Annotated in this window: 29 protein-coding genes; 19 read left to right on the top strand and 10 right to left on the bottom strand. The window is 64.7% G+C overall.

The window, feature by feature from the left end; genetic code table 11:
- Nucleotides 1-209: 209 nt before the first annotated feature.
- Nucleotides 210-1,253, bottom strand: a complete 1,044-nt coding sequence (locus AC3WLX_RS03200) for a hypothetical protein (RefSeq protein ID WP_492334664.1) — start codon at nt 1,251-1,253, stop codon at nt 210-212.
- Nucleotides 1,254-1,596: 343 nt separating this feature from the next.
- Between AC3WLX_RS03200 and AC3WLX_RS03195 the strand changes: the two genes are divergently transcribed.
- From AC3WLX_RS03195 to AC3WLX_RS03185, 3 genes are all read left to right on the top strand, one after another.
- Nucleotides 1,597-2,193 (top strand): L,D-transpeptidase, encoded by a 597-nt coding sequence (locus AC3WLX_RS03195; RefSeq protein ID WP_492334663.1) that lies wholly within the window; start codon nt 1,597-1,599, stop codon nt 2,191-2,193.
- A 99-nt stretch (nt 2,194-2,292) separates the two neighbouring features.
- Nucleotides 2,293-3,276, top strand: a complete 984-nt coding sequence (locus tag AC3WLX_RS03190; protein WP_492334662.1) for a hypothetical protein — start codon at nt 2,293-2,295, stop codon at nt 3,274-3,276.
- Between the two features lie 17 nt (nt 3,277-3,293).
- Nucleotides 3,294-3,476 (top strand): hypothetical protein, encoded by a 183-nt coding sequence (locus AC3WLX_RS03185; protein ID WP_492334661.1) that lies wholly within the window; start codon nt 3,294-3,296, stop codon nt 3,474-3,476.
- Nucleotides 3,477-3,586: 110 nt separating this feature from the next.
- On the opposite strand, the gene AC3WLX_RS03180 is transcribed toward AC3WLX_RS03185, so the two are convergent.
- Together AC3WLX_RS03180 and AC3WLX_RS03175 are read right to left on the bottom strand one after the other, a co-directional pair.
- Complete coding sequence (locus AC3WLX_RS03180) at nt 3,587-4,018, bottom strand: COG4315 family predicted lipoprotein (RefSeq protein WP_291618685.1); 432 nt, start codon at nt 4,016-4,018, stop codon at nt 3,587-3,589.
- 117 nt (nt 4,019-4,135) lie between these two features.
- On the bottom strand, nt 4,136-4,600 hold the full coding sequence (locus tag AC3WLX_RS03175) for a MarR family winged helix-turn-helix transcriptional regulator (protein WP_492334660.1): 465 nt from the start codon (nt 4,598-4,600) through the stop codon (nt 4,136-4,138).
- 106 nt (nt 4,601-4,706) lie between these two features.
- Between AC3WLX_RS03175 and AC3WLX_RS03170 the strand changes: the two genes are divergently transcribed.
- The 3 genes from AC3WLX_RS03170 (at nt 4,707) to AC3WLX_RS03160 (ending at nt 7,436) form a co-directional block, all read left to right on the top strand.
- A complete protein-coding gene (locus AC3WLX_RS03170) occupies nt 4,707-6,617 on the top strand; it encodes an FAD-binding monooxygenase (RefSeq protein WP_492334659.1) in 1,911 nt (636 codons plus the stop codon).
- A 200-nt stretch (nt 6,618-6,817) separates the two neighbouring features.
- On the top strand, nt 6,818-7,099 hold the full coding sequence (locus AC3WLX_RS03165) for a hypothetical protein (RefSeq protein ID WP_492334658.1): 282 nt from the start codon (nt 6,818-6,820) through the stop codon (nt 7,097-7,099).
- Between the two features lie 130 nt (nt 7,100-7,229).
- On the top strand, nt 7,230-7,436 hold the full coding sequence (locus AC3WLX_RS03160) for a hypothetical protein (protein ID WP_366864947.1): 207 nt from the start codon (nt 7,230-7,232) through the stop codon (nt 7,434-7,436).
- Nucleotides 7,437-7,587: 151 nt separating this feature from the next.
- Here the strand turns inward: AC3WLX_RS03160 and AC3WLX_RS03155 are convergent, their stop codons facing one another.
- The 3 genes from AC3WLX_RS03155 to AC3WLX_RS03145 all read right to left on the bottom strand — a co-directional run bounded on the left by AC3WLX_RS03155 (nt 7,588) and on the right by AC3WLX_RS03145 (nt 9,355).
- The gene (locus AC3WLX_RS03155; RefSeq protein WP_291625546.1) at nt 7,588-8,157 is read right to left on the bottom strand and encodes a TetR/AcrR family transcriptional regulator; all 570 of its coding nucleotides are present in this window, start codon (nt 8,155-8,157) and stop codon (nt 7,588-7,590) included.
- Nucleotides 8,157-8,501 carry a DMT family transporter gene (locus tag AC3WLX_RS03150; protein ID WP_291625544.1) on the bottom strand — a complete coding sequence of 115 codons (345 nt, stop codon included), beginning with the start codon at nt 8,499-8,501 and terminating at the stop codon, nt 8,157-8,159. The genes AC3WLX_RS03155 and AC3WLX_RS03150 overlap by 1 nt, the downstream gene beginning before the upstream one ends.
- A 188-nt stretch (nt 8,502-8,689) precedes the next feature.
- Nucleotides 8,690-9,355, bottom strand: coding sequence for an O-methyltransferase (locus AC3WLX_RS03145; RefSeq protein ID WP_492334657.1), 666 nt, complete (start codon nt 9,353-9,355; stop codon nt 8,690-8,692).
- A gap of 85 nt (nt 9,356-9,440) precedes the next feature.
- Here AC3WLX_RS03145 and AC3WLX_RS03140 point away from each other — a divergent pair, with 85 nt between their 5' ends.
- From AC3WLX_RS03140 to pdxY, 3 genes are all read left to right on the top strand, one after another.
- Nucleotides 9,441-10,073: a TetR/AcrR family transcriptional regulator gene (locus AC3WLX_RS03140; RefSeq protein WP_492334656.1), complete on the top strand. Its 633-nt coding sequence runs from the start codon at nt 9,441-9,443 to the stop codon at nt 10,071-10,073.
- 100 nt (nt 10,074-10,173) lie between these two features.
- Nucleotides 10,174-10,815 carry an FMN-binding negative transcriptional regulator gene (locus AC3WLX_RS03135; RefSeq protein ID WP_492334655.1) on the top strand — a complete coding sequence of 214 codons (642 nt, stop codon included), beginning with the start codon at nt 10,174-10,176 and terminating at the stop codon, nt 10,813-10,815.
- Between the two features lie 40 nt (nt 10,816-10,855).
- Nucleotides 10,856-11,674 carry a pyridoxal kinase gene (gene pdxY / locus AC3WLX_RS03130; protein ID WP_492334654.1) on the top strand — a complete coding sequence of 273 codons (819 nt, stop codon included), beginning with the start codon at nt 10,856-10,858 and terminating at the stop codon, nt 11,672-11,674.
- 20 nt (nt 11,675-11,694) lie between these two features.
- On the opposite strand, the gene AC3WLX_RS03125 is transcribed toward pdxY, so the two are convergent.
- Nucleotides 11,695-13,026, bottom strand: a complete 1,332-nt coding sequence (locus tag AC3WLX_RS03125; protein ID WP_492334653.1) for a hypothetical protein — start codon at nt 13,024-13,026, stop codon at nt 11,695-11,697.
- Between the two features lie 437 nt (nt 13,027-13,463).
- Here AC3WLX_RS03125 and AC3WLX_RS03120 point away from each other — a divergent pair, with 437 nt between their 5' ends.
- Together AC3WLX_RS03120 and AC3WLX_RS03115 are read left to right on the top strand one after the other, a co-directional pair.
- Nucleotides 13,464-13,718, top strand: a complete 255-nt coding sequence (locus AC3WLX_RS03120) for a hypothetical protein (protein WP_492334652.1) — start codon at nt 13,464-13,466, stop codon at nt 13,716-13,718.
- A 199-nt stretch (nt 13,719-13,917) separates the two neighbouring features.
- The gene (locus AC3WLX_RS03115; RefSeq protein ID WP_492334651.1) at nt 13,918-14,838 is read left to right on the top strand and encodes a DMT family transporter; all 921 of its coding nucleotides are present in this window, start codon (nt 13,918-13,920) and stop codon (nt 14,836-14,838) included.
- Nucleotides 14,839-14,844: 6 nt separating this feature from the next.
- On the opposite strand, the gene AC3WLX_RS03110 is transcribed toward AC3WLX_RS03115, so the two are convergent.
- Nucleotides 14,845-15,195: a zinc ribbon domain-containing protein YjdM gene (locus AC3WLX_RS03110; RefSeq protein WP_492334650.1), complete on the bottom strand. Its 351-nt coding sequence runs from the start codon at nt 15,193-15,195 to the stop codon at nt 14,845-14,847.
- Between the two features lie 197 nt (nt 15,196-15,392).
- Between AC3WLX_RS03110 and AC3WLX_RS03105 the strand changes: the two genes are divergently transcribed.
- From AC3WLX_RS03105 to AC3WLX_RS03075, 7 genes are all read left to right on the top strand, one after another.
- The gene (locus AC3WLX_RS03105) at nt 15,393-15,845 is read left to right on the top strand and encodes a pyridoxamine 5'-phosphate oxidase family protein (RefSeq protein WP_492334649.1); all 453 of its coding nucleotides are present in this window, start codon (nt 15,393-15,395) and stop codon (nt 15,843-15,845) included.
- Nucleotides 15,846-15,940: 95 nt separating this feature from the next.
- A complete protein-coding gene (locus AC3WLX_RS03100) occupies nt 15,941-16,300 on the top strand; it encodes a c-type cytochrome (RefSeq protein WP_291631844.1) in 360 nt (119 codons plus the stop codon).
- A gap of 448 nt (nt 16,301-16,748) precedes the next feature.
- A complete protein-coding gene (locus tag AC3WLX_RS03095; protein WP_492334648.1) occupies nt 16,749-17,153 on the top strand; it encodes a VOC family protein in 405 nt (134 codons plus the stop codon).
- A gap of 112 nt (nt 17,154-17,265) precedes the next feature.
- Nucleotides 17,266-17,925: a cell envelope biogenesis protein TolA gene (locus tag AC3WLX_RS03090; RefSeq protein WP_492334647.1), complete on the top strand. Its 660-nt coding sequence runs from the start codon at nt 17,266-17,268 to the stop codon at nt 17,923-17,925.
- 358 nt (nt 17,926-18,283) lie between these two features.
- Nucleotides 18,284-18,577, top strand: coding sequence for a hypothetical protein (locus tag AC3WLX_RS03085; RefSeq protein ID WP_492334646.1), 294 nt, complete (start codon nt 18,284-18,286; stop codon nt 18,575-18,577).
- A gap of 215 nt (nt 18,578-18,792) precedes the next feature.
- A complete protein-coding gene (locus AC3WLX_RS03080) occupies nt 18,793-19,074 on the top strand; it encodes a hypothetical protein (RefSeq protein WP_291625769.1) in 282 nt (93 codons plus the stop codon).
- A gap of 206 nt (nt 19,075-19,280) precedes the next feature.
- On the top strand, nt 19,281-20,303 hold the full coding sequence (locus AC3WLX_RS03075) for an acyl-CoA desaturase (protein WP_492334645.1): 1,023 nt from the start codon (nt 19,281-19,283) through the stop codon (nt 20,301-20,303).
- A gap of 48 nt (nt 20,304-20,351) precedes the next feature.
- On the opposite strand, the gene AC3WLX_RS03070 is transcribed toward AC3WLX_RS03075, so the two are convergent.
- Complete coding sequence (locus AC3WLX_RS03070) at nt 20,352-21,134, bottom strand: class I SAM-dependent methyltransferase (RefSeq protein ID WP_492334644.1); 783 nt, start codon at nt 21,132-21,134, stop codon at nt 20,352-20,354.
- A gap of 108 nt (nt 21,135-21,242) precedes the next feature.
- Here AC3WLX_RS03070 and AC3WLX_RS03065 point away from each other — a divergent pair, with 108 nt between their 5' ends.
- Nucleotides 21,243-21,509, top strand: coding sequence for a DUF2312 domain-containing protein (locus tag AC3WLX_RS03065; RefSeq protein WP_492334643.1), 267 nt, complete (start codon nt 21,243-21,245; stop codon nt 21,507-21,509).
- A 128-nt stretch (nt 21,510-21,637) separates the two neighbouring features.
- Here the strand turns inward: AC3WLX_RS03065 and AC3WLX_RS03060 are convergent, their stop codons facing one another.
- Nucleotides 21,638-22,135: a DUF421 domain-containing protein gene (locus AC3WLX_RS03060; protein ID WP_492334642.1), complete on the bottom strand. Its 498-nt coding sequence runs from the start codon at nt 22,133-22,135 to the stop codon at nt 21,638-21,640.
- Between the last annotated feature and the right edge of the window lie 422 nt (nt 22,136-22,557).

The following is a 22,557-nucleotide window of genomic DNA, read 5'->3' as shown; positions in this document are numbered from 1 at the left end:
GTTAAGACTTTATTAAATACGTCGCGCAATCATCAGGCATGGAATTGCAGCAGAACCGGGCTCCGGGAACCGGCAGCTGCAAGAGAAGGCCGGCGGCATAGATCCCGACGGCCTTTTCTCTTGAGCGACAAATCGCTTTCCGTAGTCGCCCGGACTCAATCTTTCACATCGACTCGGACAGCGTGCGCCACGCCTGCCCGCGGCATCGCTCAGCGCAGCGGCATTGGCGGACGGACGATCGGCCCGTCGTCATCAGCAACGGCTTGCGTCGTCGTGGCCGGCGCGGGTGGTGGCGGGACCGCGGCGGCCTGTGATGGCGGCGGGGGCGGTGCGAGCGGAGCCGGCGAAGAACCCGGCATGTAGGTTCGCGCCACAGCCGGCTTCGGCTTGCGAACTGGCGCTGCGGCGGGCTGCGGCGGGAGCGCCGCGGCGCGTGCGCGCGGATCGACGGGCCTCGTATCGGCAGCAGCCGACCGCGGCGCAGGCGGCTTCGCCAACTCGCGCGCCATCTGTTCCTGTCCGGCCTTCAGCTCGGCGATGTTGGCCTTGAGCTGTTCGATCTGTTGCGCCATCGCTGCGAGATCGCGCGTCATCGATTGCACCGTCTGCGCTGCGTCGAGGGGCTGTGTCGCCGCGGGCGCGGCTGCGGCGACCTGAACCGGAGGCGGCGCCGCAGGCGGATCGACCGCTTGATTTGCCGTGGCGTCCGCTGAGGGCGCAGCAACCTGTGCCGCGGTCGCCGGTGTGGTCTGGGATGTTGCAGGGAGCAAGGAGGTGGCAGGCAGCCACGAGGTCAGCGCCGGCGCCCATTCGGCCAGCATCTGCCTTGCGGTGTCGCCGTGCCTCTCCCAGGCGATGCTTGCGGCTACGCCGGCACCGGCAAACAGGAACGCGACGGACACACCGCGCAGCCAGCTGCCGACCGAGGATCGCGCCGGCCTGACGGGAGCATCGCTGGATGTGACGCGGACGGCCGTGTCGACCGAGGGTTCCGTGGCGGGTTTTCCGTACACGACGTTGACGGTGGGCTCGGGCGCGCGCGACGGCTCCAAAGTGAATTTCGGCTCCGCAGTGAGTTTGGGCTCGGGAGTGAACCTGGGCTCCGGACGCGGCGCAATCTCCGAGGCGCCGGTCGGCCGCGAGGCCAGCACGATCTCGGGCGAGATCTGGACCGCGTCATGCGGATCGTTGTCCTTGACCGTGTCCTTCACGATCTCATCGACGATTTGCTTGGCGTTCAGCGTCGCGAGCATCGTAGCTCCTTTGAGGTCCGATGTTTGAGGTGAGTCGTCCGCATTGGCGCCGGGCCTGATCCGAGGTGCGCCCATGCCGATCCCCATGGCGCACGAGTCCAGCCGCGTTTGACCAAAGCAAGGCGAGCGGATGGAGATGATGCGACGGTCGTTCCGCTCTTTGTGTTGTTGGAACCCGGTTCCCAGAACACGCGCATGTGTCCCGCGCCGCCTTGTTTTCAGCACGATTTTGGCAATATCTGACACCCTTGCGGGCGGGGTTGTTCCGCTATTGGGGGAGCCGGCGGTGCCAAGATCTCTACTCGTTTTGTTCGTTGCAGCCTTGCTGCCGCTGGGCGGCTGCATGCAGACGACACTCTCGCCATCGACAGATGCGAGCATGACGCCGCGCGACCGTCAGTTGCTGGCGCACGCGCCCTATGCCAAGGCGAACGTACCTGAGCAATATCTGCGTCACATCGTCGATTACCACCGCAAGGAGCAACCGGGCACGATCCTGGTCGATACCGATGCGCGCTACCTCTATTACGTGCTGCCCGACGGCAAGGCGATCCGCTACGGCGTTGCTGTCGGCGAGGAAGCCATGGCGTTCTCCGGCGTCGCGCGGGTCGGCCGCTTGGCGGAATGGCCGGACTGGGTTCCGACCGCGGACATCCAGGCGCGGCTCGGTCCGTATCCGGCGCGCGTTCCAGGCGGTCCCGCCAATCCGCTGGGCGCGCGGGGCATCTATCTCTATGCCGGGAACAAGGACACGCTCTACCGCATCCACGGCACAAACCAGCCTGAATATATCGGCCAGGCGATCTCGTCGGGCTGCATCCGGATGCGCAACGAGGACGTCATCGATCTCTACGACCGTGTGAAGCTCAATTCGATGGTCGTGGTGCTGCCGCCGGGCCAGAGCGCGCAAGCCGAAGCCGGCGGGCGCTGGAGGGGATAGGGATTTGGACCAGGGTGTGCTTGCCGACAATTTTATCCATTGCCTTGGGCGAACCCTAACGCTTCGCGTCTAGCGTGCAGCGAGCAAGGGGTTGCTCGCATGTATCTCGTGAAGAACTCACCGCGCGCACTGTGCGCTGCGCTGATCCCGCTGGCCCTCGTCGAAGCCGTGCTGCTGGTCTTCGCCGTCGCGGGTGGGCAGGTGACCGATCCCGTCGGTGTCCCGGCTCCGGACCAGTTCCTGATGGTCTATGCCGGCCGCATGGCCATTAACGCCGCCTTCCTGTTCGCAGGGCACATCGTGCTGCGGCAGTGGACGATATCGAGCCGGCTTGCGTATGGCCTGATGGGCGGCGTCATGGCGGCGGTGAGCTACGGCTTTGCGATCCGCAACCATATTCAGCTTGCGGGGCCTGGCGATGGCACCGTGCTGACCATCGGCTTGCTGCCAACCATTGCGGGAATGATCGGTGGGTTCCTTTACGGCCAGTTCGCCGGAGTACGTCCGGCTGAGCGCGTCGCCGTGCAGGCTACCGCTCCGGCTGCAAAAGCGGCACCACCGCTGACTTTCAACGGACCAGTCCGCGTCCGCACGTCATTAGCGGGCATCGTCATAGCCGCGCTGATACCGACGGTGCTCGCAACTCTGCTGCCCTATACGCTGCTGCCTCTCCTGATGAACGGCTTTGCGGACAAAAGCACCGCACACATTTTCGCCGCGGTGATCCCGGCGCAGACCTTCATGGTCATGATAGCGATTTCGGTCATTCCTTCGAGCATTTTCATGCTCTGCGTCCACCACGTCGCGCGAGCCATGAGCCGCCGCAACGCGTGGGAGTATGCAGTGATTGGCGCGGTTGCGGCTTTCGCCTGCAGTTTGCTACTCGCATTCGCGGTGCCGCTGCTTGCTTATCTCGTGGTGCCAGCGGCATTTTCCGGAGCGGTGATGGGGGCGCTCTATCGCCGGTTCGCCGGGCTGGAACCGATGCCATTGCCGGAGGCCGTGATCGCGACCGATCCAAATGCGTTGGTCGACGCCGATCATCCGTCGCGGCACCAGCGCGGCATTATACTTGGCAACTGATCGTCACGGACCGAAACATGAAAGAGCTTGCCGCGCTTGGCGCGGGAATTGCGATCGCGGCCGTGGCGGCACTCTGGTTGACGACCGGGCCCGTGGTCGTGAATGCGGAGGTCAAGCCGCTTCAGCAGAGCGGAAATATTCCGGCCTTCCGGCCCGTTGCGTCCGAGTCGGCCGCCCAAGCCGGTCAGAACAATCGGTGATCTTCTCGTCCCAATGCGCGATGAGATTTGAATGAATCGTCATCGCGATTCAGGTTGTTGTTTGCGAATGATCTTTTCGGAGGCCGCTCCGCGCTTTTCCGAATGATGCTTTAGTTCTCCGGCCGCGCAATCCGCCATTGCAGAGTTGTGGCATTGCCGTTGGCATCGCCAGGCGCCTTGTCGGCGGGCGAGGTGTAGAGCGGGCGATAGCGGTACGCCCACATCTTGGTGCCGTCGTCGCGGTTGATCACGGTGAAGTCGCCGACAGCCCTGGCATCGGCCATCGCCGTCAGCGGAACCCAGCTCTCGGTGCACTTGCCGTTGCAGGTCGACGTCTTGCCGGTGGTGTCGCGCTCGTAATAGTAGAGCGTCATGCCCTTGAGATCGACGAGCTTGGGCCCCTGTTTGGTCAGGATCACCTTCGCCGGAGCGGTTGGCGCCTCGACCTTCGGCGCCGGAGGATCGCCGCCGCCATGTCCGCCTGCGACCGCCTGAACGGTCGAGAGCCCGATGGCCGCGGCCACAACGAGGAACCTGAACATTCCCGAACTCCAGCCTGCAAAGTTAATCGCGCGTTAAGCGCCCAATGCCGCCGATGTTAGCAGCCGAAGGTTAGTTCCTGGTTTCGTGCGCTGCGAAAATACGGACATGGTCCGGGATCACACCTGCACAGCGCGCAGCGGGGCGCGGCTGAGCTCGTTGCCGGCGGCGATGGCCTTGCGCAGCAGGCGCATCAGTTCCTCGCTCTCTTTCGCGCTAAGGCCGCGCAGCATGATGCGCTGGGCGGACTCGACCGCCGGCGTGATTTTGCGCAGCGTGCGCCGGCCTTCGTCGGTGATCTCGAGCTCCCGGGCGCGGCGATCGCGGCTGGAGGGGCGGCGCTCTGCGAGACCCTTCTGGACCAGGCGATCGATCACGCCGGTGATGGTGGTGCGGTCATAGGCGATCAATCCCGCGAGCGTCACTTGGTCGAGGCCGGGATTGGCCTTGATGGTCGCGAGCGCGGCGTATTGCACGGGCGTGAGATCAAAGCCGGCGTCTTCGACCTCGGCCAGGAATACCGCGACTGCGATCTGCTGGAAGCGGCGCGCCAGATGCCCCGGCATGTTGTTGTTGTCTTTCACCGAATGCTCCGGAAGTCGCGGCGGGGTGAGGGATCGTTGACAAGCATACTGATAGTCAGCATACTGAGCAATATCAAAAACAGCAGCGTTGCCGGGAGAGGTGCTCATGCAATTCCATCTCAATGGATTTCAGCCGGGCGACCCCGAGATCGCCGATCCCGCCGAACGCGTCCAGCCATCGGGAGCGGAGGGCACTGTGCCTGACGAGGTCGATATTCTCATCGTCGGCTGCGGGCCTGCCGGGCTGACGCTCGCGGCCCAGCTTGCACAGTTTTCCGACATCAAGACCTGCATCGTCGAGCAGAAGCCGGGCCGGCTGCTGGTCGGCCAGGCCGACGGCATCGCCTGCCGCACCGTGGAGATGTTCCACGCCTATGGCTTCAGCGAGCGCGTGCTGAAGGAGGCCTATTGGGTCAACGAAACGACGTTCTGGAAACCGGATGAGCGGACGCCAGAGAAGATTATCCGCAGCGGCCGCGTCCAGGACGTCGAGGACGGCTTGTCGGAATTCCCGCACGTCATCCTGAACCAGGCGCGCGTCCATGACTGCTTCCTCGACGTCATGCGCAGATCGCCGGCAAAGCTCGAGCCGTACTACAGCCGCCGCGTGCTCGATCTGAATGTCGATCCGGCCGCTGATTCCGTGACCGTGCGCCTCGAACGCGTCGATGCCGCGAACGAGGACAAGGTCGAGACGATCAGGGCGCGCTATGTCGTCGGCTGCGACGGCGCACGCAGCACGGTGCGCAAGGCGATCGGGCGCGAGCTGCATGGTGATTCCGCCAACCACGCCTGGGGCGTGATGGACGTGCTTGCGGTGACCGATTTTCCCGACATCCGCTTCAAGTCGCTTGTCCAATCGGCAACTGACGGCAGCCTGCTGATCATTCCGCGCGAAGGCGGCTACATGGTCCGCATCTATGTCGAACTCGCAAAGCTCGATGTCGGCGAACGCGTCACGAGCCGGAACATCACCGCCGCCGACGTGATCGCCAAGGCGCAGCGCATCTTGAACCCGCATACGCTCGAGGTGAAGGAGATCGCGTGGTGGTCGGTCTACGAGATCGGCCAGCGCCTCACCGACAAGTTCGACGACGTGCCCGAGGCCGAGACCGAAACGCGCCTGCCGCGCATCTTCATCGCCGGCGATGCCTGCCATACGCACAGCCCGAAGGCGGGGCAGGGCATGAACGTCTCGATGCAGGATGCCTTCAATCTCGGCTGGAAGCTCGCCGCCGTTCTGCGCAAGCAGTGTGCGCCGAGCCTGCTGCACTCCTATTCGGCGGAGCGCCAGGCGGTCGCGAAAGAGCTGATTGATTTCGACCGCGAGTGGGCGGGGATTCTCGCCTCGGCCGCCAAGGCCGGCGGCGCCGATGCCGCCAAGACGCAGGACTATTTCGTCAGGCACGGCCGCTACACCGCGGGCACGGCAACGCATTACAGGCCATCGGTGCTCACCGGCGCGGCTTCGCATCAGCACCTCGCGCAGGGCCTGGTCATCGGCAAGCGCTTCCATTCCGCGCCGGTGATCCGGTTGGCGGACGCCAAGCCGGTCCACCTCGGCCACGCTGCGCTGGCCGATGGCCGTTTCCGCATCTACGCCTTCTCGCCTGCGGAAAATCCTGCGGCTGCCGGCTCGGCCATTCGCGCGCTGTGCAGCTTCCTGACCGAGGCCCGGGAGGCACCGGTGAAGCGATATACGCCTGTTGGCGCAGACATCGACAGCGTGATCGACCTGCGCGCCGTCTTCCAGCAGGATCATCGCGAGCTTGCCGTCGCGGCCATGCCGCCGCTGCTGCTTCCGCGCAAAGGCCGCTATGGCCTGATCGACTACGAAAAGATGTTCTGTCCGGACCTCAAGAGCGGCCATGACGTTTTCGCAATGCGCGGCATCGATCGAAAGGCCGGCTGCATGGTGGTGGTACGCCCGGATCAATATGTCGCGCAGGTGCTGCGCCTCGATGACTATGCGGGCCTCGCCTCGTACTTCGACGGATTCATGCAGAAGGTCGGCTGACGTCTCCGGCATCCTGTTCGCCGCGCTTATGACACAGTGAAAGCCCGGCCATCGTGACGGGCTTTCTGCTCACGTATGGGTACGAGTTCCGTGCGCGTACAATTTATGAAAGTTCTTCGCGGGCAGATTTCATCGATCGTAATATGTGTACCCAAAGCTGTAAGCATCCACTCGGGGCAGCGGGGCACCGGAGGATGACGATGAGACAAACCCAAGCGGAGACGCGCCGTCAGCACAGTGTCGCGAAGCGGTCGATGACCAAGGAGGCAAAGCAGCTGGCGGGCCTGATCGCCGGACTGCGCGAATCCCTCGAAGCGATCCACAAGGAACGGGCGAGCGCAAAGCTCACCGGCGCCGAGATGGGAATCCTCGACGAGCGGCGCAACAACCTGCTGCTCACCATTGCAGCCCTCGATGACCGCCTCTCGGCGGTGCAGGGCCTGATTAATCTAGGCCGCCCCCATGTCATCCGCGTGCATTGAAGCGCATGAGATCAGGATGATTGGTCATTGCGATTAGGGCCGTTGCCTGCGCCGTAGCGCCTGTGATGGGCACCAAATTGCCACGCTCCCGGCGAATTGCCGCCAAAGCCCGCTGCCACGAGGAGGCCGGGTGCAGGGCGACGCAAGGGGATGCGAATTGGCCTACAAGATGGTCGCAGAACGCGACAACGAGAAATACAGTTTCGCACGCGAGAGCCGGCTGCTCATCGTGGCGAAGGCGAAGGTTTGGGCGAGCGAGGGATGGCAGGTTGTCATCACCGACCAGGACGGCAAGGCCTACGCGCCGCCCGAGTTCGATCAACTGTCGGCGGCGTGAACCGCCGGGGAGCAATCTTGATTTTGCTGTTTTAACGGGGCGCGGCTTGGTCGCGCCCTCGATGATCAATGGCCCGGCGCAGGATCGTCGCAGTCATCGTCACTTCCGCTCGTGCCGGTGCTGAACAAACTCACCGACGTCCCGGGTCCCACTAAGCGCGCCGATAGGTCTGCGCGATCAGCCGGTCGTGCACGGCACGCAGGTCCGCGCTCATGCGGGTCTGTCCCGTCGTGACATAGGACAGCCAGGCGCCGTCGGCGGCGAGGCGGACGACGTGAAGATCGGGCGCGCTGTCGGTAGCGCGATGGCGCTTGAGCCGGGCCTTGATCCAGTCGTTCCAGAGCCGGCGCAGCGAGGGATCGGTGACGACGACCATGCTCAGCGCCGCCCAGGGCGTCGCGAAGCCGAACGCCTTGCCGGTGAACACCGCATTTACATAGGCGCGTGTGAATCTGCCGCGCGGCCTGGGATCCTGCTCGATGTTATTGTCGATCTCGGCATCGACGCGGGCGAGGAGATCGGCGAACAGGCCCTCGATCAGCGCCTGCTTGCTGCCGAAATGATGAAACAGCCCGCCCTTGGTGACGCCGGCGGCCGCCGCGACCGCCTGCACCGTGACGCCGGAGACGCCATGGTCCAGCGCGATGGCAGCCGCGTGATCAAGCAAAGCGCGCCGCACCTGCTCAGGCTGCTTGGCGCGGGTGTAGCCGCTGTCCGGCATCAATGCACCGTGGTCTCCGAGAACAGGTTGATGATCACGACCCCTGACACGATCAGCGCGATGCCGACGAAGGCGGCGGCATCCAGCATCTGACGGAACAGCACGAAGGAGACCGTTGCGGTCAGGATGATGCCGACCCCGCCCCAGATCGCATAGGCGATGCTGAGGGGAATGACGCGGATCGCGATCGACAGCGCATAGAACGAGGCGACGTAGAACACCACCATGGCCAGCGTCGGCCATGGCCGCGTGAACTGCGCCGACTGCTGCAGAAACGCGGAGGCGGTGACCTCGAAGACAATGGCGAGGGCGAGTGCCGCATAGGCATGGAAAGCGGATGTCATGACGAGCTCGGGCCTGGCGCGGCTCGAAAGATACCGCGCGGTAGGTTTGTTTAGCACGCGGAACATGGCTTTAGTCAGGAGCAGATATCACGACTGAGTGACGAGCCTGCGACAGGCGCGCGGTTCCGCGGGTGGCCGCCACGCGATGAATCGTGCGCCGTCCGTAAGATGCGACGGTGGAATTGGACTCAATCGATTCGCACCGAAAGCTCGACGTCTTCGGCGAAGGCCGTGGACATGTAGCCGCTTCCGGGCTTGCGCACCCGCTCCAGATAGTCGGGGCTGTCGTCGGCATTGTCGGCGACGATGATCGCGCCCGGCCTGAGACGGTCTTCGAGCAGATCGAGGATATCCGGGTAGAGCGCCTTGGCACCGTCGAGCAGCACGAGATCGATCCTCTCGGGCAGATCGGACTTGAGCGTCGTCAATGCATCGCCCTCGCGGATGTCGACGAGATCGAGCACGCCGCCAGCCGAGAGGTTGTCTCGCGCCCGCGCCGCCTTGGACGGCTCGAACTCAGAGGTGACGAGGCGGCCGCCGCCATTGTCGCGCAGAGCTGCGGCAAGGTGCAGGGTCGAGATGCCGAAGGAGGTGCCGAACTCGACGATCGCTCTGGCGTGGGAGCTGCGCGCCAGCATGTAGAGCAGGCGGCCGGTCTCGCGGGAGACCGCGAGCGGAGCGTCCTTCAGGCGTCCATAGAGTTCGCTGTGAGCGGACTTGCTCCGCATCATCCGCGTCCGGTCGGCATCGGACAGATCGGCGACGGCGGCCAGCGTTGCGCCGCTTGCTGCGTCGGCCTCGTCGAACAGGCGATCCAGCAGCGGCGCAAGCGATGTGATCGTTGATGTGGTCATTTGTGTCTCCAGAAGCGCGTGCTTGCGCGGAGATCGAAATACGACTAATTCGTCGCATTTCCTATTCGCATTGCCCGCAGGCGCCATGGCCGACCGTCGAAGCCGTTCAATTTCCTCACGAAAGCAGCCGCAACAGGTCCGCTCGAACGAGTTGGTGGCGGCCATCCTGGATGCCGCTGTTCAGGTTCTGGCGAAGGAGGGTGCGCAACGCTTCACGACGGCGCGGGTGGCGGAGCGGGCCGGCGTGAGCGTCGGATCGCTCTATCAATATTTTCCGAACAAGGCGGCGATCTTGTTCCGCCTCCAGAGCGATGAGTGGCGGCGCACCAGCGAGCTGCTCGCCGGCATCCTCGCGGACCGGGCGAGGCCGCCGCTGGCGCGGCTGCGCGCGCTGGTTTACGCCTTCATCCGCTCCGAGTGCGAGGAAGCTGCGATCCGCATCGCGCTCAATAATGCCGCGCCACTCTATCGCGATGCACCGGAGGCGCAGGACGCACGGGCGGCCGGCGAGGGCATCGTCGCCGCCTTCATGCAGGAGGCACTGCCCAAAGCCTCGGATTCGACACGCATCTTCGCCGGCGAGCTGATCACGACAACGCTGAGCGAGGTCGGCAGGAGTTTCTCGGAGGAGAGGCGGAGCGAGGCGGAGATCGCGGCCTATGCCGACGCCATGGGCGATATGTTCTGCGCCTATCTGACGAGGCTGGCGCGACGCTGAGGGATTGCCGCCGGCATTCGAAGGTTGATTGTTATTCAGATTTTGGGGGATTATGGGTTAGCCTCGCCGCGTTCGTCATCCAGTCATCGAGCCCCGCGCCATGCACGTTCTCCGCGCCCAATTTCGCATCGAGACGCAGCGCGCGCTGGAATTTGCCGCATCTCGCGGCTTCGGCGTGATCGTGGCGGCGGACGAGCGCGGGCCGCGGGCCTCTCACGTGCCATTCGTGCTGACCGAGCGCGGCGGGCACACTGTCGTGCAGCTTCACTTCACCGCCAAGAATCCGCTTGTGGCGCTGGCCGATGGCCGCAGACGATTTCTGCTGATCGTTACCGGCGACGATGCCTATGTCTCCAACGACTGGTATGCCTCACGCGACAACGTCTCGACTTGGCTTTACGAAGCGGTGCACCTGTCGGGCGTAGCTCATCTGCGCGGGTTCAACGAGAACCGCGGACACGGCGATGCGCTGCTCGCAGTCTCCGAGGCGCGCTTACCGAAGGAACCCTGGGACCTCGCGCAGATGGAGCCGGGCAAGCGCGAGAGCATGCTGGCTGCAATCCGCGTCGTCGATCTCGTGGTGGATGAGGTCGAAGGGCAGGCCAAGCTCAACCAGCACAAGAGCGATGCTGACCATGTCGCGGTCGCCGATCGATTGGCGCGGTCGGAGGAGTCGGGTCACCGGCGATTGGCGCGCAAGATGCAGGCGCTGCGGCAGGGGCTTGGATACGAGATGCCGTAACGCTTGCCTCGCGGAACGTTTGATCTTACGGACCTCCCTCATGCTCGTCATCTCCATCCAGAGCCAGGTGGTCCACGGCCATGTCGGCAACAGCGCGGCTGCCTATGCCATGCAGGCGGAGGGCGTGAACGTCGCGGCCGTGCCGACGACGCTGCTGTCCAATCATCCGCGCTATCCGAGCCTGCGCGGGCGGGTGCTGGACAGCGAACTCGTCGCCGATCTCCTGAAGGGTGTCGAGGAGCGCGGCTTGGTCGAGGAGGCCGCGGTGCTCGTCACCGGCTATCTGGGCTCGCCCGGCAATGCCGTCGTGATCGCCGATTTCGTCGAGCGGGCGCGCGCGCGGAATGCGAAGCTGGTTTATCTCTGCGATCCCGTGATCGGCGACGATGGCCGCGTCTATGTCGCCGACGGCATTTTGGACGTGGTCCGGCACCGGCTGCTGCCGGCGGCGAACGTCACGACGCCGAACCAGTTCGAGCTCGAGCTGCTCTCGGGAGTGACGATTGCCGATGCCGAGGGCCTGAGCGCAGCGTGTGCCGTGCTGGCAGGGGCGGGACGCACCGACGTCGTCGCCACCGGTTGCGCCCTCGCTGACACCGCGGCGGGGCAGGTGGAGACGATCCTGTGCGCCGGCGGCCGATTGTCTCGCTTTGCGACGCCGCGCCTGCCGATCCGCCCCTACGGGACCGGCGATCTCCTCAGCGGGCTGATCGCGGCGCACCTGGCCAAGGGCGAGACGCTGCAGTCATCCGTACGGCTTGCGGTCGACACGATCTTTGCGGTGCTGGCGCGCACACATCAAGCCGGCTCGGCCGAAATGCGGCTCGTGCCGTTACCGACGGTGCTACGCGAGCCGTAACCGGTCGGGTTGCGCGGCTTTCAGGTTGCGGGCTTGGGGGCGGACTGCGCCGATTTCTGCGGCTTGGCCGAACTCTTCTGATCGCCTGCGGCGTGCGCCTTGGGCGGCTTGGCGCCGGCGACGGCGCGCGGTTTCTTAGGCTTGGCGCTGGCAACGTCCTTGCGATCGGCGGTGCCGCGCTTGGAGATGTATTCCGCGCCGTCGATCGGGCCGACATGCGGCGGATCGCGGCCGAGATAGGGACGGCCGATGCCGTAGGCCTTGCCGTTGGCATCGACCCATTTCCACAGCTGTTCAGTCGAGACCCAGCGCTGCGCGCGGTTGTTGCCCTGGGTGCTGACGATGTCCGCGGCCATGCCGTGGCCGTAGCCGCCACGGGTGCTGCCGCCATGAAAGGAACGGTTGGAGGCGGCCTTCATGCCGCTTGCGATGGACTGGCGGTAGTCGTCGCGGAATGCGCTGGTGATGCCCGGCGACAGGCCGGCGGCTTCGGCCGCAAGCATCATGCGGAAGAGCTTCAGCTTGAAGCTCTTGTCCATGCCGCCGATGACGTAGTCCATCATCGACATGCCGACGCGCTCGGCCGCCTTCGGGTCCTTCCAGGTGAAATCCTGATCGACCAACTTGGTGAAGCTGCGCATCACCGTGACTGTCTTGCCCTTGCGCTTGACAGTGACGGCGCGCCGCTCCTGCACCTTCATGGTGTCTTCCTTGGCGGTGCGCTGATAGAGCGCCCAGAGGTAGCGGTCGACACAGGCCTCGATGACGAAGCATTCGTCGAGCACGGCGACGGTGTCGGCAGGCGGAGAAGCCTTGCTCGCAGGCGTGACGGGGCCGCTTGCGATCACCGCGGAGGACGGGGCATCCGTCATCACGATCTCGGTGGGATCGGCGGACGCGAGCTTGACGGGCTCCACAGTCGCGGCTGGGGCGGCAGTCTCGCTGACCGCAGCTTCGCTCACGGCGGCCTCGTCCACAATGAACTCAGGTTCAGGCGACATCAGCGGCGCGGGCGCCGTCTCCATCGGCAGGACCAGCAGCGGGTCGGCCGAAGCAAGCTGGATCGTGGAGGCTGGCGCCTCCGGCGTTGCCGGGATTGCTGGAGCTGGCGCCGCAGCGACGGCGGCGGCGATGTCGGCGGTCAGGGCAACACCATCCTCGATCGTTGCAGCGCGCGGCACGTCTGCGAGATCGAGACGGCTAAGGTCCTTGGCGCGCGAGACGGCAGCCGCATTGGCGCCGCTGTTCTCGATCACGGCCGGCGCATAGGCGGACAGCGACAATGCCAGCCAGCCGGCGAGAACGGCACCAGGACACGATACCGCCACCAGAAGAGACCGCCGATCGTTCATGATCCCTGCCTCCAAACGTTCTGTTCGATCCAGCTCCTTCGAACAGTGATGATGCAAACAGTGTTGGCGAAACAGTCTTGCACGGAAAGGCACGCAGCGCGTCGATTGTTCGGGGGACCGTGTGGCGAGGCAATGGCGCAATTGGCGAGTGTGGGCTTTTCGAGAGGGAGTGTTGCCGAACTGCAACGCGGGTTCCATTTGCGTTGCGCGGCCTTATGGCTGGTGCGCTGGAGCTGACGGATGGGGCACCTTGGTAGGTGGGCTGAGCACCTTCTTATGGAGTGCCACGTCGCAGCCGGGCGTATTCGCTGAATTTTGTAGCCATTAGGCATATCGTCATGCACCCTGCGCGATATTGCAATGCAGCAACGCGTGTCGCGCTGCAGCAAAATGCGCCTAGATAGAGCTCCGACCCGCAATCTTGGAGCACCACCAAAATGAACAAAAAGACCCTGTCGATCGCCGCGGCGATTCTGACGATCTCGGGCGGCACCGCGGCGTTCGCTGCCGAACTGCCGACCTATGAGGCCAACGGTTTCCCGATTTCCCCACTGCAGGTGCGCGTGCTCGGTGCCAAACATGTCGAGCAGCAGGTCGCATCGCCCAGCACAATCGCTTCGGTCCACCAGGCGAAGGTGCTCAGCCCGGGCAAATTGAAGACCGCGGACGTGACCACGCGCGCCGCCCGCTGAGAGCGAGCTTGTCAGTGGTGGACGGGGCCTCGCGCAGTGCGAGATTTCACGCCCCCGTTCCGCCCGCGGTATCACGACTCCGCATGCGCATTGCGCGTGCGGCCTTCACGGTTCTGCGCAGCCTCGTCGCGATGCCCGCGTGCCTGCCCTGCAACCGCGTGGGTTGAGCGGCTCAGCGCGACGACATATCGCTTGGTTCATGGATCAGCGAGCGAGCGGCGCTGACGCTCTCACCCAGAAGAACGATGCAGCGCCGGCACTGCTGGGCGTGGTCTGCGGGCTTGCCGCGGCGCTGTTCTGGGCGCTCGGCTTCGCCGCCACGCGGCACGGCCTCAAGGAAGGCTTCACGCCGGTCGATCTCCTGGTGCATCGCTATGTCTGGTCGGGGATCGCGTTCCTGCCGCTGGTGCTGCGCGCCGGACTCTCCGATCTCTGCGGCATCGGCTGGGGCAGGGGGCTCGTGCTGATGGTGCTCGGCGGTCCCGTGATGTCGCTGATCTCCTACAGCGGCTTCCTGTTCGTCCCGCTCGGCCATGGCAGCGTGATCCAGCCCTCTTGCGCGACGCTCGGCGGGCTCCTGCTCGCCGCGGTCGTGCTGAAGGAGCGGATCTCCGCCTCGCGCCTGACCGGCGCGCTCGTCATCGTCGCAGGCCTCGGCGTGATCGGCGCGGAATCGATCGGCCATATCGGGGCCGACGGCATCCAGGGCGATCTGATCTTTGTGCTCGCCGGATTCATGTTCGCCGGCTTCGGCGCGATGCTGCGCCGCTGGCGCGTCTCGGCGGTGCCGGCTGCGCTCGTCATCAACGTGCTGTCGCTGTTGCTGGTGCCCGTCTACGTCGCCACGGTCGGCATCGCCCACATGGCGGCGATCGGCGTGACCGAGAACGCGATCCAGGCGCTGGCGCAGGGCGTGCTTGCCGGACCCGCCGCGCTCTATCTCTACGCCGTCTCCGTCCAGCGTCTCGGCGTCGCCCGCGCCGCGGTGTTTCCGGCCTGCGTGCCGGCGCTAACGCTGCTCACCGGCTGGCTGCTGCTCGGCGAGCCGCCGACGATGCTGCAGACCGCAGGCCTCGTGACGGTGCTGTGCGGATTCTATCTGGCGCAGCGGCAGAGCTAGCGGACCTCACGCCTTCCGCACGAACTCCGATTTCAAATTCATCGCGCCGATGCCGTCGATCTTGCAGGCGATGTCGTGGCCGTCGCTGGCGTCCTGCAGGCGGATGTTGCGCACCTTGGTGCCGCCCTTGACCACCGAGGACGAGCCCTTGACCTTGAGATCCTTGATCACGATGACGCTGTCGCCATCAGTGAGCACGTTGCCGTTGGCATCGCGCACCCCCGCAGCCTGCGCCGTGTCCGCGGCCGCCTCCGCTGCGCCGCTCCATTCATGGCCGCATTCCGGGCAGACCCAGAGATCGCGGTCCTGATAGGCGTGCTCGGAATTGCAGGTCGGGCATTTCATCGCGTCGGTCATGATTGCTGCTGTCTCGCGGTTCGTTCGCGGCGCGACCGTAGAGGCGGGGAGCGGGAAAGCAAGGAAAAGCTGCGAACCGCGCGGCGGCGAGGCCCGGTGCCGGTGCTATGTCACCGAGTGACACGCGTTGAGCTGCATCAATGGCGCGACGCAGTTCGGCCGTATCCTCATGTTCGGAAGTCACCGGAGATGGCGCGATGGACGACACGCTCAGAGCAAAAATCCAGGCCTTGCTGGACCAGCACCGCACGATGCGGATTGCGACGCTTCGCGCCGATGGCTGGCCGCAGGTGACGACCGTCGGCTATGCGAACGAAGGCTTCACGATCTACTTCCTCTGCGGCATCGACAGCCAGAAGGCGCAGAACCTGGCCGCCGACGACCGCGTGTCGCTGGCGATCGACGACGACCCGGCGGAGGTGATGGAGATCACCGGGCTGTCCATGGCGGCGCGGGCGGCGGTCGTGACCGACCCCACCGAAGCGGCGAAGGCGATCGCGCTGGTGATGGCGCGCTATCCCGAGCAGAAGGCGCTCGGCCTTCCCACGCCGAACCCTTCCGAGGTGCGGCTGATCCGCCTCACGCCGACGGTGATCTCGCTGCTCGATTACTCCAAGGGATTCGGCCACACCGATCTCGTGACGTGCTGAGCAAGCGGGCTGCGAGTTCGCTTGACGCAGATCAAGCTGTCCGAGCCGTGCAAATCTAGGCTGGTTTCGACGGGGCAATCGGTGAGGTCTTGGCGATGTCGCACAATGTTCGAATCTCCATCGGCATCGTCATCCTGATCGCCTTGTCGATCCTGTTTCTGTTCGGCGTCGTCCACACCGCAGCCGCGGCCTCGAGGTCCGGCTCGCGCGCGGTTGCCGAGGGGCATCGCCTGGCACAGGCGTGGTGCCAATCGTGTCACGCGATCGAGCCGCGCAGGGACGGCTTCTTCGACGAAGCGCCGAGCTTCCAATCCATCGCCGATCGCAAGGGCACCACCGCGCTCTCGCTCAAGGTGTTCTGGCGCACCAGCCACCAGAACATGCCGAACCTCGTGATCTCGCCGGAACAGGCCGAGGTGCTCTCCGCCTATATCCTGAGCCTGAGAAGGAATTGAGGACCTCGTCAAACAAAGTTTGCGAAACAACCCCATGCACAGTAGGCATCTCTTTGAAATCGCTCGGGGATTGATTTAGAGTCGGAAAAACCGAATACGATTTGCGGCGTCGGGCAAAACAATGGCATGATGGCAGGGTGGCGCTCGTGCGATGGCGAGGGCTTTGCGCGGAGCCGATGAGCGCAGGGCAATCGCATTTTGCTACTTGAAAGAACGGAGCGCGCGCCTCGTCCTTCGAGACGACCGCTTCGTGGTCCCTCGGGATGAGGCTAAGCGGCACCGGCTACAAAAGCTGCCTCATACTCCGCCCTCATCCTGAGGGCCCGCCGGAGGCGGGCGTCTCGAAGGATGCGCCGCAGGGCCGACGCCATCATATGCGATTGCCTTGCGGATGGAATGCGGCCGAGATCCGGGCTACGGTCGCTCCGTAACTTGCCGCGAGCCCCTCATGACCTTTCTCCTCAACATCGACGTCCCCGACGTCGCGAAAGCCACGACCTTCTACACGGAGGCCTTTGGCCTGACGGTCGGCCGCCGCTTCGGCACCGATTTCGTCGAGCTCAATGGCTGGCCTGCGCCGGTGTATCTCCTGACCAAGCAGGCGGGCACGATCGGTGCCGGCGGCGATCGCCGCCGCTATGAGCGGCACTGGACACCGATGCATATCGACGTCGTCGTCGACGATGTCGACGCGGTCGTGGCGCGTGCGGTCGGCGCGGGCGCGATCCTGGAGGCGCCTGCGCGCGATGCCCCCTATGGGCGGATCGCGATGCTGGCCGATCCGTTCGGGCACGGATTCTGCCTGCTCGCGTTCAGCGCGCAGGGCTATGATGCCCTGCTTGGAAGCTCGTAGCCCGGATGGGCGAAGCGACATCCGGGAATATCTCGGGCGGGAGGGGTCCCAGATCTCGCTTCGCTCATCCGGGCACCATCGCTGGCGAAAGGCGGGCGACGATCGAGGCGAGATGGCAAAGACATCGAAACGAAAGCTGAAGACCTACCAGACCTCGCTCGGCTTCTACGACCAGGCCATCGCCGCGCCCTCGATGAAGGCCGCGCTCGAGGCCTGGGGCGCCAGCTCCAATCTGTTCCACCAGGGCATCGCCAGGGAGACCGACGACCCCGACATCGTGGCCGCGACCCTGGCGAAACCGGGCGTCGTGCTGAGGCGCCCGGTCGGCTCGGATGGCCGCTTTACCGAGAACGCCGAACTGCCGACCGATCTCGGCGAGGGCGAGGCGAGGCCCAGGCGCAAGCCCAGGAAGCCTCCGGCCAAAAAACCTGCGGCCAAGAAACCTGCGGCCAAGACCGCGAAGAAGCGATCCCGTGAGGTCGACGACGCGGCGGCGCGCAAGGCTGCCGCGGCGTTCGAGAAGGAAGAGCGGCGGCGCGAAGAACAACGCCGGAAAGAGGAGGCCGCGCGCGCCAAGGCACGTGAACGCCGCGACAAGGCGGTTGCCGCCGCGCAAGCCGCGCTGGACAAGGCAAGGCGCGAGCACGAGGCCAAGATCGAGGAGATCGAAGCCGAGCGCGCCGCGCTCGATACGCGCGCCGAGGCCGAGCAGGACCGCTGGGACAAGCAGAGGCTCAAGCTGGAGCAGGCGCTGCGCCGCGCGCACGACTAAAGCAAAGTGGCGGAGGGTTGAATCGATCCGCTGGCTTGGCCGCTTGCGGGAGAGGTTGCACCGAAAGCGCGGGTGAGGGCTTTTTCTTCTAGGGGGTCTCCCATTGCGGAACCCTCTATCCAACTCTCTCCCGCAAGCGGGCGAGGGGGTGCACCAAAGGTGGCGCAATCAGACTGCCCCATCACGCTTTGAAGCGCAGGCGCTCATCATTTCGTCACCGCGCCCGGCGGCAGAGTTGCGGTTCCATCCCTATATGAGCGCGATCCCCCATAGGTTGGTCATGCTCGAAAAATCTTCGAAATCTGCAAGTCCGAAATCTTCAAGCCCGAAATCTGCAAGTCCGAAATCGACAAATCCGATGGTCGTGCGCTCGCGCCGTCCGGCGCCGGTGCTGGTGTGCGCGAAGTGCCTCAAGCGCAGCGACGAGGGTCGCGATGTCAGGCGCGCGCTGAAGTCCGAATTGAAAGCCGGCAAGCGCGACGGCATCAAGCCGGCCAAGCTGGTCATGACCGGATGCCTCGGCCTGTGCCCGAAGAAATCGATCGTGCTCGCGAGCGGCGAAAGCCTGATGCGGCAGGAATATGTGCTGGTCGCGGATCGCGACCAGGTGCCGAGCGCGCTGGCGCAGTTGAGAACGGTGCTTCGGGAATGAAGGCTTCGTGAAGGGCGTTCGCCGCCGTGTCATTGCGAGCGGAGCGAAGCAATCCAGAAATGTATGCGCGGAGAGTTACTGGATTGCTTCGCTGCGCTCGCAATGACGGCTCGGGCGGTGAAGGCCGCGGATCGGTCATTCACGCAAACTCGAAGACAAAATTGCTTGCCATGCCCTGCGTCCTCTCGCACTCTGGGGCCAAGGAGACCAACGCAATGAAGACAAAGACCATCGCCTATGCGCTCGGAACCGCCCTGGTGCTGGGCAGCCTTGCAACGTCGGCTGCCGAGGCCCGGCCGCGGAAGGCGCAAGTGGTTCGTGCCCCGCAGGAGAGGCTGATCGTCACGGCCCCCGTGCTGCGGCCGACGCCGTGGGACTACAACATCGTCCCGCGCTATCGCTATCGGCCCGAAGACGACAAGGTCGATCCCTATGGCCCGCCGCTGGTGCCGTCCTACGTGCGCTATGAGGGCTGGCGCTGGCCCTATTGGTGGTGAGGAGCGACCTGTCGCCCGGATCAGCGAAGCGATATCCGGGACCGGTGTTGCCTCGGCATTTCCCGGATGTCGCTTCGCTCATCCGGGCTACGATCAGGAGCCTGATCGGCTCCGTAGCTCCACGGCCGAACGTGTCCTTGCCCGAAACAACCCGTAGCTGTACGTTACGCTGCAGAAGTTGATTTTGGGCAGATGGATCGGTTGAAATGACCGTGGTTGAGAGCGTGGCATCCGAGCAGCTTTCGAAGCCGAAAATGCCGCCGGGCGTGCTCACCGAAGGCCCGGTGGTCGAGGCCAAGTTTCGCGATTCCTACATCTCTTTCGCCCTCATGATCGGCGGCTCGATCGGGGCGCTGGTCTGGGCGTTCTGGCAGGGCATCGGCTGGGTGGAGGTTTCGGTCTTCGCCAGCATGTTCATCATGACCACGATCGGCATCGGCTTCATGCATCGCTACTTCGTGCACCGCAGCTTCCGCTGCGGTCCGGTGATGCGGACGATCCTCGCCGCGATCGCGACGATGGCGGTGCAGGGCTCGATCCTGAAATGGGTGAGCAACCACCGGCGGCACCATCTGCACTCCGACCGGCCCGGCGACGTCCACAGCCCGTACTATGACGGCTCCGGCAACGCCTATGCCAGCTTCGCCAAGGGCATGTCGCATGCGCAAGGCGGCTGGGTGTGGGACCGCGAGACCACCGATGCGAGCTACTACGCCAAGGACATCCTCGCCGACCCGATCGCGATGTTCTTCACGCGGACACGCTGGTACTGGTACGCGCTGTCGGCGGTGATCATTCCGGGCGCCGTCGGCTACGCCTTCGGCGGCGTGCACACGATGATCGGCTGCGTGCTGTTCTCCGGCCTGTTCCGCAGCTACCTCATGACCATGGCGACGTCGCTGGTGAACTCGGTCTGCCACAGCGACGGTCGCTGGGGCTACCGCCGCTTCGAGACCCATGACGGCACCACGAACGAACTGGTGACGACGCTGCTGACGTTCGGCGAGGGCCTGCACAACAACCACCACCGCTTTCCGCGCGATGCGTACATCTCGCACGCATGGTACGAGGTGGACATCAACGGGCTGATCATTTTGGGGTTGGGGAAGCTCGGGCTGGTACACGACATCTTCTCGGCGGGAGCGCGTGGACGGTCGGCGCCCGTGGACGCGGAGCAGGTAGGATGGGTAGAGCGAAGCGAAACCCGTCAATCGTCGTCGCGGGAATGATGGGTTTCACAGGAGCTCAACCCATCCAAGGGGCTGCCTCCCGCGTTCTCACCCCGGCTTGCGTCCGCTGATCGCGTGGGCGCGGCCGCTCCAGGTGATGCGGCCGTCACTGTCGGCCGGGAGATGTGTGCTCAAGCGCTGCTTGAGCGTGGCGATATCGGCTGCCGGCATCGCTGCGACGACGGGTGCGAGGGAGGGGGACTTCGTCTCCAGGGTCCAGAACTCGTCTAAATCGGCGAACGTGCGCTGCACGGTGATCTCGCGGCTCTCGATCTGCTCCAGCCCGGCGGCGCGCCAAAGGTCCTGAAGCGCCGCAAGGGTAGACGCCTCCATGTGCGGCGGACGCGTTGGCGACAGCCCCATCGCGTTCATCTCGTCGACGATCGGATCGAGCGGAAATCCGCCGCCCAGCATGTCCCACATGTAGGTCGCAACCAGGCCGCCGGGAACGACGACCCGCGCCAATTCCGCGACAGCTTTCGACGGGTCGGGCACGAAGACGAGAACCAGTGCCATCACCGCGGCATCGAAACTTGCGGTGGGAAACGGCAACGCCATGGCATCGCCGGTCTGAAACACGGCGCCGCGCGCGCCGGCACGCGTGCGGGCAAAGGCAAGCTGTCCCTCCGAGGGATCGATGCCCTGCACGCCTGTTGGGGCGCTGCGCGCCAGGATCAGCTCGGTGAACGCGCCGCTGCCGCAGCCGACATCGATCCAGCGCAGCCCTTGCGGCGGCTTCAGCCAGTCGAGAAAGACCTCGCCGACCGAACGGCTCCATACGCCCATCACCTGCTCGTAGGCGGCACCGTCATCGAAGCGAAGCTCGGGCATGGAACGGCTCCCTCGGTTTTCCACAGGCGCTATGCAGAGGCCGCGAGGTTAACACATTGGTCATTTCTTTGCGGGCATTTTCGCGACCTCAGTCAGTGAGGAGTTACCATGTCCGACATCACCATTCCCGGCGGCAAGATCCGTTCCTTCGTCGAGCGAATCGAGAACCTCGACAGCGAGATGCAGGAGCTGAGCGAGCAGAAGAAGGAAGTCTTCGCGGAAGCCAAGTGCGAAGGGTTTGACGTGAAGATCCTCAAGGAGATCATCAAGCTGCGCAAGGAAGACAAGAACGAGCGCGACGAGCGCGAGAGCCTGCTCGACCTCTACATGCGCGCGATGGAGACGGCCTCGCCCGAGCAGGCGAAAGCGGCGTGAGAACGATCGGGTCGATCGGCGGGGAGAGGTAAAGTCCAGGGATTCGTTCTCGAACACGAGCCGGCCGATCGGCCAAGGCGTTCGCATCTAACGAACGGCTTGCCTCTCGGCCGCCGACACATCGCGTGTCATGTCTCCATCTTCTTCACGCTGATGTTGCCGTCGCCCTCGATGTAGGCCTCGCTTACGTGCGCAGGGCCATCGACGCCTTCTTCCCGGAGCTTGCTCAGCAACTCGTCCATTGTGACCAGCTCCTGTCGCAAATGGCGGCGAAGCACTCGACCATCCTTGATCAGAAGGAGCGGCGGGGGTCGAATAAGCCGGTCTATGAAGGGCACGTGATAACCGAGCCAATCGATGGCAAGGTTCCAGAAGATGATGGTGGCAACCAGCACCAGGCCTTCTGTGATCGATTGGTATTCACCCGCCATGCCGTTCTGTGCGGCATCGGCCAGCAGGACGACGAGGAGCACATCCGGGATGCTGATGCCGCCGGTTTGCCGCTTCAGGATGAGACGCATCAAGATGAAGATGCCGAAATACATGATGGTGCCCCGCAAGATGATCTCGATGAGAGAATGCGTCGGAGCAAAGATCTCGTGCCATGGCAGCTGGAAGTTCAACATGAGGCCTCGCATCTGGACAGGAGCTTCCTGCTAGCATGTTTGGATGACCTGATGGACCAACGCCGTGCGTGCATGCCGCCCACTTGGACGGGCGCGACAGCTTGCCGCGTCGGCCATCCCACAAGGTGAAGCGCCGCGGACTCCGCGTCATTCCCGGCGCGCGCCAGGGCAGTCGCATTTGAATTTCAAGAGGCCGTCATGCCCGGGCTTGTTCCGGGCATCCACGTTCTTGGTGCTGCGTCAAAAGACGGGGATGGCCGGGCCTTCGCCGCGCCGAAGCGGCTTCGGCCGCACAGGCGGGACAAGCCCGGCCATGACGACGTGGAGAGGCCCGTACCCAGACCCGACATCTCGCAGGCGATAGCCCTACGCGACACGCGCCGACGCGGGCGCCCGCAATGATGGTGCAAAGGGTGTCGTCG

It is taken from the genome of Bradyrhizobium sp. FW305-F6, from assembly GCF_058782905.1.
Note: the sequence above shows the minus strand (reverse complement) of the source record. Positions and strands in the feature narration are given on the sequence as shown.